Consider the following 12,308-nt stretch of genomic DNA (forward strand, 5'->3'; position numbering starts at 1 on the left):
CATCACACTGGCCGGGTCAGGCGGTGGGCGCGCATAGCAGTACGCTTGTCCCGCTTGCACCGTCGCGAGAGGAGCGCTCCGCCGTATGAGCAAGATCAAGGTCCAAGGCACTGTCGTCGAGCTCGACGGCGACGAGATGACCCGGATCATCTGGCAGTTCATCAAGGACAAGCTGGTCCACCCGTACCTCGACGTGAACCTCGAGTACTACGACCTGGGCATGGAGCACCGGGACGCCACGGACGACCAGGTCACCATCGACTCGGCGAACGCCATCAAGCGCCACGGCGTCGGCGTCAAGTGCGCCACCATCACGCCGGACGAGGCGCGGGTCGAGGAGTTCGGCCTGAAGAAGATGTGGCGCAGCCCGAACGGCACCATCCGCAACATTCTGGGTGGCGTCGTCTTCCGCGAGCCGATCATCATCTCCAACATCCCGCGCCTGGTGCCGGGCTGGACGCAGCCGATCATCATCGGCCGCCACGCCCACGGCGACCAGTACAAGGCGACCGACTTCAAGGTCCCCGGCCCGGGCACGCTGACCGTGACCTTCCAGCCGGCCGACGGCTCCGAGCCGATGGAGTTCGAGGTCGCGCAGTACCCGGAGGGCGGCGGTGTCGCCCTGTCGATGTACAACTACCGCAAGTCGATCGAGGACTTCGCGCGCGCGTCGTTCAGCTACGGCCTGCAGCGCAACTACCCGGTCTACATGTCGACCAAGAACACGATCCTCAAGGCCTACGACGGCATGTTCAAGGACGTGTTCCAGGAGATCTTCGACGCCGAGTTCAAGGCCGACTTCGACGCCAAGGGCCTGACCTACGAGCACCGCCTCATCGACGACATGGTCGCCGCGGCCATGAAGTGGGAGGGCGGCTACGTCTGGGCGTGCAAGAACTACGACGGTGACGTGCAGTCCGACACCGTCGCCCAGGGCTTCGGCTCGCTCGGCCTGATGACCTCCGTGCTGATGACCCCGGACGGCAAGACCGTCGAGGCCGAGGCCGCGCACGGCACGGTGACCCGGCACTACCGCCAGCACCAGGCGGGCAAGCCGACCTCCACCAACCCGATCGCGTCCATCTACGCCTGGACCCGGGGCCTCGCGCACCGCGGCAAGCTGGACAACACCCCCGAGGTGATCGGCTTCGCCAACTCGCTGGAGCGCGTGGTCATCGAGACCGTCGAGAGCGGCAAGATGACCAAGGACCTGGCCCTGCTGATCGGCAAGGACCAGCCGTGGCAGACCACCGAGGAGTTCCTGGCCTCGCTGGATGAGAACCTGCAGAAGAAGATGGCCTGATCCTTCTTCTCCTGTGTGAGGGCCGTCCCCGGTTGGGGGCGGCCCTCACGCGTTGTGCGGCCGCTGCCCCCAACGGGTGGAGCCATCGGGTTCCTCGGGTGCACTTCGCGCGCAGGTCTTCGCAGCTCAGGAAGGGGGCGATATACCAGGAGCAGGCATCGGGGCCGATCTTGGAGGGACCGTGTTCCTGTTCCTGCGTCCACTACTGCTCATCGGCGCCGCCGTCGCGGGCTTCATCGTGCTGTCCAACATGGGCGCCGCGCCCCAAGCCCCAGAACTCGTCGGCGGCGTGCAGCGCTGCGACTTCAAGGTCACCGCCGACCTGCTCAACGTCAGAACCGGCCCGAGCACCCAGTACCCGGTCGCGGTCAAGCTCCGCAGGGACGCGCTCACCCCGGGCACCGTCGAGCTGGACAACGGCTTCCGCAAGCTCGGCAACGAGCGCTGGGTGGCCGACCAGTTCCTCAGCCCGGACAAGCTCAACACCTGCCGCTGACCAGGGCTCGCGTGACATGGTGAGGCCATGTCCCCCTTCGACGGCACGACCATGGCGACCTACGTCGCCGCGTGCTTCGCGCTCGTCCTCGTACCGGGGCCCGCTCAGGCCCTCGTGCTCGTGCGCACCGCGAACGGTGGCCGGCGCGCGGGCGTGCTGACCACGCTCGGCCTCAGCGTCGGCACCCTCGTGCACACGGCCGCCGCCGCGATCGGGCTCTCCGCGCTGCTCGCGGGCTCCGCCGTCGCGTTCTCCGTCCTCAAGTACCTCGGCGCCGCGTACCTGGTTCACCTGGCCTGGCGCGCGTGGCAGGACGGCTCCCGCCCTCTTGCGGCCGCCCCGCCGGAGCCTCCCGGCAGCAAGGTGTTCACCAGCGCCGTGCTCGCCGGGGTGCTCAACCCGAAGACAGCGCTGTTCTTCCTCGCCTTCCTCCCGCAGTTCGTGCACCCCGAGCGCGGGTGGGTGGTGCTCCAGTTCCTCGTGCTCGGCCTCGTCCTCGCTGTCGTCGGAGTGCTGACCGACTGCGTGCTCTCCGTCGCCGCCGGCGCGCTGACCGCCCGGCTCAACCGGAACCACCGCTTCCACCAGTGGCGGCAGCGGGTGACCGCGACCGTCTTCCTCGCCCTCGGCGTCCGCCTCGCCCTGACCGAGCAGTCCTGACCCGGTGACGCGACCGGTCCCGGTGTGAGAAAATCGCACTATGGCTGGTGAGGCGTGGGCTCGTATCGGTGAACGCATCCGTTCCGCACGGGTCGGTTCGCAGCGCACCCAGGACGAGGTCGCCGGGGCGCTCGACATCGACCGCTCCTCGGTGGTGCGCCTGGAGGCCGGGCAACGCAAGATCTCGGCATTGGAGCTGGCGGCGCTGTCGGAGCTGTTCGACGTTCCGCTGACCTACTTCCTCCGTGAGTCGCCCGCCCCTGTCGTCTCCCGCAGACAACGCCTCGCCGATGACCCTGACGCCGCCGCGCGCACCGTTTGGCGCCTCGACGTCGACCTGGAAACCCACGCCGCCGATGTCGCCTACATGGCGAAGTGGGGACTGATCGGCGAGCCAGCGGTGTCCTTCGACCTCGTGGAACCGAACAAACTTGCCGCTGCTGCGCGCGAGCACCTAGGGATCGTCCGTGGGCCGCTGCCCTCGCTGTCCGAGGTCACCGAGCGCTTCGGCCTGTACCTGCTGGTGGTCGACCGCGATGTCGACGGCGCCTCGATGCTCATCGACGAGCCCTTCAGCCTGGGAGCGGCGGTCATCGGCGGCCAAGCGGACCCCGGTCGCCGCCGGTTCACCGCAGCGCACGAACTGGGGCACCACCTGCTCGGTGACGCGTACAACTCAGACGTCGGTGGGAGCCGCGATGACCGAGAGGCCCTCATCGACACCTTCGCCCGTTCCTTCCTTCTTCCCGATGCGGATGTTCGCCTGGAGTGGCGGTCAGCGGGCGAAGAGCCCTGGCGCGCGTTGCTCCGGATCGCCGGCCTCTACAGAGTCTCCTGGTCCGTCGCCGTGCAGCGTGCGCGCGAACTGGGCTTGATCGACTCCACCGATGCGCGCGTCCTCCGACCGCGGTGCCCGATGTTGGGCGACTTCCTCGCCGAACTCGGTGTCGCCCCTGAGGCGGACCTCAAGAACGGCGCGACCGGTCCTTACTGGAAGCGGGCCGTGCTCCAGGCGTACGAGCGGTCGCTGATCAGCGGAAACCGTGCGCTGGAACTACTGCACGGCGCAGTCACCAGCAAGAAGGACCTGCCTTTCGTCCCCGAGGACGAGACACCGTGAACATGGTCCTGATCTAGGACGCTTCGGCGCTGCACCACGCTGCTGATGTGAACCGGCTCGATGTGCTCGGCGACCTCGCTCACGGACCCGCTGCGTCACCGTGGCGCAACATCACCACCGCCACGGTCGTGAAGGAGATGCAGCGCAACGGTCTCGTCGTGCGACAGAAATGGCTGGAGACAGTGCACATCGACGAGCCGGACGAGATCCGTGCCCTGCTGACCTGGGCGGAACATCTCAGCGCTGGGCGTCGTGATCTTGGAGAGGCGACGGTCTGCGCCTGGGCCGACGTCCACGGCGGGGTCACGGTGATCGACGACGGTGGAGCTCGGCGGACGGCGCGGGAGCGCGGTCTGACCGTCCACGGAAGCCTGTGGGTGATCGCCGAGGGCATCAAGGCTGGCCGGTCGAGCTTGTGCAGCGCCAACGCGCTCGTCAACCAGCTGATCGGCAGTGGGGCGAGGTACCCGTTCAAGGAGAACGGTTTCGAGGAGTGGGCGGCCAAGGCGGGGCTGCTCGCCTGAACGTGGTGTCGGGGGCCGGGGTTAGGCTCGCCGCGTGCTGACTGTCTCCACGGTGAACGTCAACGGAATCCGCGCGGCCGCGAAGAAGGAGAACGGCCTCGTCGAATGGCTGGCGGCCACCTCCGCCGAGGTCGTCTGCCTGCAGGAGACCAGGGCCGAACCTGGGCAGATGCCCGCCGAGGTGCGCGAGCCGGAGGGCTGGCACGTCGTGCACGCCCACAGCGACCAGAAGGGGCGCAACGGCGTCTCGATCCTGACCAGGCAGCAGCCGGAGGCGGTGCGGATCGGCTTCGGTGCCAAGGAGTTCGACAGCAGCGGGCGCTACATCGAGGTGGACCTGCCGGGCCTGACGGTGGCCAGCCTCTACCTGCCGAGCGGGGACGTGGGCACGCCGCGCCAGGACGAGAAGGAGCGTTTCATGGAGGCGTTCCTGCCCTACCTGGCGAAGCGCAAGCGCGCGGCGAAGCGGCAGAAGCGCGAGGTCGTGGTGTGCGGCGACTGGAACATCGCCCACCGCGAGATCGACCTGAAGAACTGGAAGGGCAACCAGAAGGAATCCGGGTTCCTGCCCGAAGAGCGCGCGTGGATGGACCGCGTCTTCAACGAGGCGGGCTACGTGGACGCATTCCGCAAGGCGCACCCGGAAGGTCCTGGGCCGTACTCGTGGTGGTCCTACCGGGGAAAGGCGTTCGACAACGACTCAGGGTGGCGGATCGATTACCAGATCGCCACGTCAGGATTGGCGGAGCGGGTCAAGGAAGCGCGGATCGAGCGCGCGGAGACCTATGCGGCGCGCTGGTCCGACCATTCTCCGGTGACCATCACCTACGACTTCCCGTAGTCGAGTGGAGTTCCCGGGCGGCTCCGGGAGAACCGCCCGGGAATGAAGTCACCAGTAGTTGATGTCCACGCACGGGTAGCCGGGGACGGCGCTGCCGAACGGCTGCCGCACCTTGCCGCAGACCTTCCCGTCCGGGAAGCTCACGTCGCTCGTGGTCCACGTGTGGGCGGTCCCGTTGCCGCCGACCTTGGTCTGCGTGAACGACCCGTCCCACTTGTCCAGGACGAAGACCCAGTCCCGGTTCTCGTTGCCCCGGTAGGTGACGGTCGCCGAATCGGTGTGCGTGCGGTCGCCGACGACCTTGATGCACACATCGCCGTTGCAGCCGGACGCGGTGGCCGACGCGGTGCCGGGCGCCACGAGTCCAGTGACCAGAACCGCGGCGATGGCCGTCATCGCACCCAATGGGCGCAGGTTGAATCTGCTCGTCATTTCGATAATCCCTAGAGCTTGTTCGGCAGGGTTGTCTGAAACGATAGCAGCGGCCGTCGGCTGAATTCGTTGATGCAATGGGGAATGCGGACGGATGTCCCTCGATTACGGGTCGACCTCGAAGCGGCGCAGAACGTGGCCGTAACCGACGTGCCGGTCCAGCGGGCGGGCGATCACGCACACGCCGGTCGCGATGTCCAACCGCACGGTGAAGCGCTTGGCCGGTTTGTGCGGGGGCTGCTGCACGTGTCCGCGCGCACCGTCGAGCAGGGGGCAGCACGGGCACAGCGGGTCGTAGTCGTCGGTCGGCTGGACCACCGCGTCCAGCATCTTCCTGCCGCCGGAGCTGATCACCGCGAGGTGCTTGAACCGTAAGGGACCTGGCAGCGTTTCCGGGTCCTCGCCGGGCCACGACCAGCCGAAGCCGTCCGCCAGCTCGCGCGGCGCCAGCAGCGAGGGACCGTGGTAGCTGTCCCACATCGGCACGCCGAGCCGTGGTTCGAGCATGTCCTCGCCGGGCTCGCGCTCCACCCAGTCGTCGTCCGTCCAGTCCGCCAGCCGCACCGAGCCGTCGCGGGTCAGCTCGATCCGCTGGCGGCGGTCCCTGACGTCGTCCCGGAACACGTCCAGCTCGAAGCGCAGCCGCGACCAGCCACGAGGGGTCTCCCTGGCCAGTCTGCGGAAGAGTGCGGTCTCCGTCACACCTCTCGACTCTGCCCCAGTGCCGCCCGCCGGGCGAGGACGACGCACCGGATTGAGCTGAAGTGGTGATCATCGCAGGGAAAAAAACCGCTTCCGGCCCAGCGTGAACGTCGGTGGTCGAACCTAGGGTGAGAAGGTGAGCGAAACTCAGGGGCACCTGCACGCACCCACCGACGCGGCCGTTCGGCGGGCGCTGCGCAGGGCGCGGGACGGCGCCGCCCTCGACGTCACCGAGGCCGCCGTGCTGCTCTCGGCGCGCGGTGCGCACCTCGACGAGCTGCTGGCCGCCGCGGGCACGGTCCGCGACGCGCACCTCGCGGCCGAGGGGCGCACCGGTGTGGTCACCTACAGCCGCAAGGTGTTCATCCCGCTCACCAGGCTCTGCCGGGACCGCTGCCACTACTGCACGTTCGCGACGGTGCCGCACCGCGTGCCCGCGGCCTTCCTCGAACGCGACGAAGTGCTCGCGATCGCTCGCGAGGGCGCGGCGGCCGGGTGCAAGGAGGCGCTGTTCACCCTCGGCGACCGGCCGGAGGAGCGCTGGCCGCAGGCCCGCGAGTGGCTCGACGCGCGCGGCTATTCGTCCACTGTGGACTACCTGCGCTCGGTGGCGGTCGCGGTGCTGGAGGAGACCGGGCTGCTGCCGCACCTCAACCCCGGAGTCCTGAGCTGGGAGGAGTTCCAGCGCCTCAAGCCGGTCTCGCCCAGCATGGGCATGATGCTGGAGACCACCGCGACGCGGCTGTGGAGCGAGCAGGGCGGCCCGCACTACGGCAGCCCGGACAAGGAACCCGCCGTCCGGCTCCAGGTGCTCACCGACGCCGGGCGCGTCGGAGTTCCTTTCACCACGGGCATTCTGATCGGCATCGGGGAGAACCTGACCGAGCGCGCCGAGTCGTTGCTGGCGATCCGGCGCAGCTCGCGCCAGTACGGCCACATCCAGGAAGTCATCGTGCAGAACTTCCGCGCCAAGCCGGACACGGCGATGCGCGGCATGCCGGACGCGGACCTGCACGAGCTGGCCGCGACAGTCGCCGTGGCGCGCCTGCTGCTCAGCCCCGGCGTCAGCGTGCAGGCGCCGCCCAATCTCATCGGCGAAGAGCACGAACTGTTGCTGCGCGCGGGAATCGACGACTGGGGCGGGGTCTCGCCGATCACCCCGGACCACGTCAACCCGGAGCGCCCGTGGCCGCACATCGACGCGCTCGCCGCGCGCACCGGGGCGGCGGGATTCGCACTCCGCGAACGGCTCACCGTCTATCCGCGCTACGTCAGGGCCGGAGCGCCGTGGATCGACCTGCGCGTGGCCGGACACGTTGCGGCGCTTGCGGAATCGGACGGCCTCGCGCGAGAGGGCGCGATCCCGATCGGCAGCGACTGGCAGGAGCCCGACGGCGGCCTGGAATCCAGTGGGCGCACCGATCTGCACACCAGCATCGACACCGAAGGCCGCACGGAGGACCGGCGGACGGACTTCGACAACGTCTACGGCGACTGGGACGAGCTGCCCGTCATCGCCGCTCCCGAGCGGCTGGACGGCGACGTGCGCGCCGGGCTGAAGCTCGCCGAGTCCGACCCAGCCGCTCTGCTCGACGAAGCCAATTCCTTTGCGGCGCTTGCGTTGTTCACCGCCGAAGGTCCCGCGCTGGAGGAGCTGGCCAAGCTCGCCGACCAGCTCCGCGCGCGCGTCGTCGGCGACGACATCACCTACGTGGTGAACCGGAACATCAACTTCTCCAACGTCTGCTACGCCGGCTGCCGCTTCTGCGCGTTCGCCCAGCGCGAGCGCGACGCCGACGCCTTCCGGCTCTCCGCCGAGGAGGTCGCCGACCGCGCGCAGGAGGCCCACGAGGCGGGCGCCACCGAGGTCTGCATCCAGGGCGGAATCGACCCGAGGCTGCCGGTGACCGGCTACGCGGACCTGGTGCGCGCCATCAAGGCCAGGGTGCCGTCGATGCACGTGCACGCCTTCAGCCCCATGGAGATCGTCAGCGGTGCCGCCAAGGCCGGGGTCAGCGTCGAGGAGTGGCTGACCGACCTGCGGGACGCCGGGCTGGACACGATCCCCGGCACAGCGGCGGAGATCCTGGACGACGAGGTCCGTTGGGTGCTGACCAAGGGAAAGCTGCCCGCGAAGACCTGGATCGAGGTCGTCAGCACGGCGCACCGGCTCGGCATCCGCTCCAGCTCCACCATGATGTACGGCCACGTCGACCACCCCGGCCACTGGCTCGGGCACCTGCGCACGCTGGCACGCATCCAAGACGACACAGGCGGGTTCACCGAGTTCGTGCCGCTGCCGTTCGTGCACCGCAGCGCGCCGATCTACCTCGCCGGACTGGCCCGCCCGGGACCGACGCTGCGCGACAACCGCGCGGTGCACGCGATGGCCCGGCTCGCGCTGCACGGCCGCATCCCCAACATCCAGTGCTCGTGGGTCAAGCTCGGCGACGAGGGCACCGCGCACATGCTCCGCGGCGGCGCCAACGACCTCGGCGGGACGCTGATGGAGGAGACGATCAGCCGGATGGCCGGCTCGGAGCACGGCTCGGCGCGCACGGTCGAGCAGCTGGAGCGGATCGCGGCCTCGGTCGGCCGGAGGGCGCGAGAGCGTACCACCACCTATCTGCATTCATGATCCAAATGGGGGTGACACGCGCTGAAACCGTGACCGCTACGCTCAGCCGCCGTTACCAACGCGTTGCCTGACACCTCTCCACATCGGCGCGGCGCGTTGGGTAGTTTCTCGGCCGTGTCCTGGTTTCCCCCACAAGGGCGGGGAACCTCCGTCTAGGAGGCACTTGAGTTGCGCAGCCGGATCGCTAGACGTGCAGCGCGTTTGTCCACCGTGCCCGCAGCGGCGCTGGTCAGCGTTCTCGCCTCGACCGAGGCGTCCGCACAGGGCGCGCAGATGAGCCTCGCCGCGCCCGGGCTCTCGGCGAGCCTGGTGCCGATCACCGCGGTCGGCCTCGGCATCGGTGGCCTGCTGCTGGGCATCGTCCGCCGCAAGAAGACCGTCGCGGTCATCGACCCCGCCAACGAGCGCCGCGAGCCCGAGATGGCGGGAACCGCGGCTCCCCGCTGAGCGCTTCTGCGAGAATCGTTCCCGTGGCAAGCCCGACGCAAACCCAGGACCAGCCCGCTCGCAAGCCGCGCGTGCTCTCCGGCATCCAGCCGACCGCCGACTCGTTCCACCTCGGCAACTACCTGGGCGCGTTGCGGCAGTGGGTCGCCATGCAGGACACCCACGAGGCCTTCTACTGCGTCGTCGACCTGCACGCGATCACCGTCGAGCAGGACCCCAAGAAGCTGCGCCAGCGCACCAGGGTGTCCGCGGCCCAGCTGCTCGCCCTCGGCATCGACCCCGCGCGCTCCACGCTGTTCGTGCAGAGCCACGTGCCCGAGCACGCTCAGCTGGGCTGGGTGATGCAGTGCCTGACCGGCTTCGGCGAGGCCAGCCGGATGACCCAGTTCAAGGACAAGTCCGCCCGCCAGGCGGCTGACCACGTCGGCGTCGGCCTCTTCACCTACCCGATCCTGCAGGCGGCCGACATCCTGGTGTACCGGGCGAACGAGGTGCCGGTCGGTGAGGACCAGCGGCAGCACCTGGAGCTGACCAGGGACCTGGCGCAGCGGTTCAACTCCCGCTACGGCAAGACCTTCGTGCTGCCGGAGCCGCACATCGTCAAGGACACCGCGAAGATCTACGACCTGCAGGACCCGACCTCGAAGATGAGCAAGTCGGTGCCCGCGGGTGTGGTCGAGCTGCTGGACGAGCCCAAGGTCTCCGCGAAGAAGATCCGCTCCGCCGTGACCGACCTGGAGCGCGAGATCCGCTACGACACCGAGAAGAAGCCGGGGATCAGCAACCTCCTGGTGATCTACTCGGCGCTGACCGGACGCTCGGTTTCCGCACTGGAAGCTGACTACGAGGGCAAGGGCTACGGCGATCTCAAGAAGGATCTCGCCGACGTGGTCACCGACTTCGTGACGCCGGTGCGCGAGAAGGTCCGCGGCTACCTCGACGACCCCGCGGAGCTGGACAAGATCCTGCTGGGCGGTGCAGAGCGGGCCCGCGAGGTGGCGTCCAGGACGTTGGAGGCCGCGTACAAGCGGATCGGATTCCTCCCTCCGGCGGGCTGATCTGCGGCGGTCACCCCGCCGGGGTAACTTCCGGTCGTGGCCGAGGTTGCGGAGCAGACCAAGCAGTCGTGGTTCGAGCGCCAGCGGGAACAACGCCGCTGGCTGGACCATCTCGTCCGCTCCGGCGGTCGCTACGTGGACAACTACGGCGATCACTACGCGGCGGCCATCACCTACTTCTCGATCCTCGCGATCGTGCCGCTGCTGATGGTCGCCTTCTCCGTCGCCGGTGTGATCCTCGAAGGCGACGCCGTGCTGTTGGCGCAGCTGAAATTGAAGATCGTCGAGGCGCTGCCCGGCGGGGCGAACGACTCCGTGGACAAGATCCTCGGCACCGTGCTCGATTCGCGGCAGACCGTGGGGTACATCGGTTTCGTCGTCGCGCTGTACTCCGGCTACAGCTGGATGGTCAGCCTCCGTGACGCGCTGACCGCGCAGTGGGGGCTCGCCCGCCCGGAGCTGCCGTTCTTCAAGACGCTGTTCAAGGACCTGCTGGCCCTGGTCAGCCTCGGTGTCGCGCTGCTGGTCTCCTTCGGTATCACCGTCGCGGGCAGCGGCATGGCGCAGATAGTGCTCGGGTGGGTCGGCCTCGCTGACCAGGGCTGGGCGCAGGTGTTGATCCGGGCGCTGAGCATCGTGCTGTCCCTCGGCGCGAACTGGCTGGTCTTCCTGTGGGTGCTGGCGAAGCTGCCCCGCAAGCCGGTCACGTGGCGCAGCGCCATGCGCGGGGCGATCTTCGGCGCTGTCGGCTTCGAGATCCTCAAGCAGGCCGGTGCCCTCTACCTCGGCCAGGTCACCAAGTCGACGACCGGCGCCGTGTTCGGCTCCATCCTCGGTTTGTTCATCTTCGTGAACCTGGTGGCTCGCCTACTGGTGTTCGCGGCGGCGTGGACTGCGACCTCGCGCGACAACGCGCCGCCCCCGAGCGAGAACAAGACTCCGGCCCCTGCGGTCATCCAGCCGATCGTCGAGGTCCACGACGGCCCGAGCCCGCGTTCCGCCGCTGGGCTGGTCGGCGCCGGTGCTGCGGCGGGCCTGCTCGTCGGCAGGTTGTTCAGGTCCCGGAGAACAGGCCGCTGACCTCTCGCGCCAGCACTGCGGAGTCGGCTGGCGCGACCGTGAGGTGGTCGCCTCTTCGCAGCGTCAGATACCGGCCGGAGTCGTTGTCGTGGAAGCCCACCACTCGTGGCGCTCGCTCCCGCCTGCCTTGTGAAGTCCGCCACGTCGCGCAGAACTGACCCCGGCGGGTGATGCCTTCACACATGGACACGAGCACGCGCGCGTCCGCGCTCGGCAGGCCGTCGCGGATCAGTGCTTCCGCGATGTCCGTTCCCCGGGCACTGCGCCCCGCCGCTTCGAAGCTCGCGACCCGCACGCTCACCGAGACCCCGCGCCCCGCAGGCGCTTCCGGTAGCACCGCCACCATGCGGCCGACCGGATCTGCTGAGGGAAGCGACCGCAACGTGCAGCCGCCGTGCGCCAGCACCGCCAGGACGTCCGCGTCCCCCTCCGAGCTGAGCAGGGCGCGGACTTCGCCGTCCAGCCACGCCCTCAGCTCAAGGGCTCGACGCCCCATCGCCAGCGCGCGCAACCGCTCCTGCACCGCCGCCGTCGGCACCCGCCGCTCCGCGAGCCCCGCCCACGTCCGCCGCACCACCTCCGTGCGCTCGGCGTGCGTCGCGCCGGGGGAGGGGACGTCCAGGACCAGCGGCAACTCGCCCAGGCACGCCGACTCCCACAGCACGTCCAGTTCCACCTCCGACAGCCGCACGTCCACGCTCAGTCCTCACCGATGACCGGTGGCGCGACGAGGCGTTCGTCGTCGAAGAGATCGCTGCCCGGAATCCAGTACTTCCGCTGGTGCTCCGAGTCCTCCGCCTGCTGAGCCCCGCTCGCCGGCTGCAGAAACCCTTGCTGCCCAGGCGTTCCCGTTGGCTTCACCGCTCCGGCGGCACCCTTGCCCGCCGCCGTCTGCGCTCCTCCGCCGCTCCCCGGCCCCGCGCCGGGATGTCCGCCGGGGCCACCCACGCTTCCGCCGAGGCCGCCCGGACTTCCGCCGACCAGCCCGCCTCCGACCAGTCCGCCCC

Annotated in this window: 13 protein-coding genes and 1 pseudogene; 10 read left to right on the forward strand and 4 right to left on the reverse strand. The window is 69.2% G+C overall.

All coding sequences use genetic code 11. From position 1 onward, the window contains the following. Positions 1-85: 85 nt before the first annotated feature. The 6 genes from CCN37_RS08535 (at position 86) to CCN37_RS08560 (ending at position 4,944) form a co-directional block, all read left to right on the forward strand. The gene (locus CCN37_RS08535) at positions 86-1,303 is read left to right on the forward strand and encodes an NADP-dependent isocitrate dehydrogenase (RefSeq protein WP_086820127.1); all 1,218 of its coding nucleotides are present in this window, start codon (positions 86-88) and stop codon (positions 1,301-1,303) included. Positions 1,304-1,484: 181 nt separating this feature from the next. Next, positions 1,485-1,799, forward strand: a complete 315-nt coding sequence (locus CCN37_RS08540) for a hypothetical protein (RefSeq protein WP_086820128.1) — start codon at positions 1,485-1,487, stop codon at positions 1,797-1,799. Positions 1,800-1,826: 27 nt separating this feature from the next. Next, positions 1,827-2,459, forward strand: a complete 633-nt coding sequence (locus CCN37_RS08545; RefSeq protein ID WP_086820129.1) for a LysE family translocator — start codon at positions 1,827-1,829, stop codon at positions 2,457-2,459. 40 nt (positions 2,460-2,499) lie between these two features. After that, positions 2,500-3,579: an ImmA/IrrE family metallo-endopeptidase gene (locus tag CCN37_RS08550; RefSeq protein WP_086820130.1), complete on the forward strand. Its 1,080-nt coding sequence runs from the start codon at positions 2,500-2,502 to the stop codon at positions 3,577-3,579. 47 nt (positions 3,580-3,626) lie between these two features. Further along, positions 3,627-4,103: a hypothetical protein gene (locus CCN37_RS08555; protein WP_086820131.1), complete on the forward strand. Its 477-nt coding sequence runs from the start codon at positions 3,627-3,629 to the stop codon at positions 4,101-4,103. A 34-nt stretch (positions 4,104-4,137) separates the two neighbouring features. Then, positions 4,138-4,944 carry an exodeoxyribonuclease III gene (locus tag CCN37_RS08560; protein ID WP_086820132.1) on the forward strand — a complete coding sequence of 269 codons (807 nt, stop codon included), beginning with the start codon at positions 4,138-4,140 and terminating at the stop codon, positions 4,942-4,944. 48 nt (positions 4,945-4,992) lie between these two features. On the opposite strand, the gene CCN37_RS08565 is transcribed toward CCN37_RS08560, so the two are convergent. Both CCN37_RS08565 and CCN37_RS08570 read right to left on the reverse strand, forming a co-directional pair. Continuing rightward, positions 4,993-5,376, reverse strand: a complete 384-nt coding sequence (locus CCN37_RS08565) for a hypothetical protein (RefSeq protein WP_143261495.1) — start codon at positions 5,374-5,376, stop codon at positions 4,993-4,995. Between the two features lie 105 nt (positions 5,377-5,481). After that, a complete protein-coding gene (locus tag CCN37_RS08570) occupies positions 5,482-6,078 on the reverse strand; it encodes a hypothetical protein (protein ID WP_086820134.1) in 597 nt (198 codons plus the stop codon). Positions 6,079-6,214: 136 nt separating this feature from the next. On the opposite strand from CCN37_RS08570, the gene CCN37_RS08575 reads away from it, so the two are divergent. The 4 genes from CCN37_RS08575 to CCN37_RS08590 all read left to right on the forward strand — a co-directional run bounded on the left by CCN37_RS08575 (position 6,215) and on the right by CCN37_RS08590 (position 11,301). Then, positions 6,215-8,716, forward strand: coding sequence for a bifunctional FO biosynthesis protein CofGH (locus tag CCN37_RS08575; protein ID WP_086820135.1), 2,502 nt, complete (start codon positions 6,215-6,217; stop codon positions 8,714-8,716). Between the two features lie 201 nt (positions 8,717-8,917). Further along, on the forward strand, positions 8,918-9,163 hold the full coding sequence (locus CCN37_RS08580; RefSeq protein ID WP_086820136.1) for a hypothetical protein: 246 nt from the start codon (positions 8,918-8,920) through the stop codon (positions 9,161-9,163). Positions 9,164-9,186: 23 nt separating this feature from the next. Then, the gene (trpS, locus tag CCN37_RS08585; protein WP_086820137.1) at positions 9,187-10,221 is read left to right on the forward strand and encodes a tryptophan--tRNA ligase; all 1,035 of its coding nucleotides are present in this window, start codon (positions 9,187-9,189) and stop codon (positions 10,219-10,221) included. A 36-nt stretch (positions 10,222-10,257) separates the two neighbouring features. Further along, a complete protein-coding gene (locus CCN37_RS08590) occupies positions 10,258-11,301 on the forward strand; it encodes a YihY/virulence factor BrkB family protein (RefSeq protein WP_086820138.1) in 1,044 nt (347 codons plus the stop codon). Here the strand turns inward: CCN37_RS08590 and CCN37_RS08595 are convergent. Together CCN37_RS08595 and CCN37_RS39680 are read right to left on the reverse strand one after the other, a co-directional pair. Then, positions 11,276-11,998 carry an ESX secretion-associated protein EspG gene (locus CCN37_RS08595; RefSeq protein ID WP_168200575.1) on the reverse strand — a complete coding sequence of 241 codons (723 nt, stop codon included), beginning with the start codon at positions 11,996-11,998 and terminating at the stop codon, positions 11,276-11,278. The genes CCN37_RS08590 and CCN37_RS08595 overlap by 26 nt on opposite strands. 2 nt (positions 11,999-12,000) lie before the next feature. Continuing rightward, positions 12,001-12,308 (reverse strand): annotated as a pseudogene (locus CCN37_RS39680) (hypothetical protein); the annotation flags it as partial.

Source organism: Allokutzneria sp. NRRL B-24872 (genome assembly GCF_002155965.1).
Classification (GTDB): Bacteria; Actinomycetota; Actinomycetes; order Mycobacteriales; family Pseudonocardiaceae; genus Allokutzneria.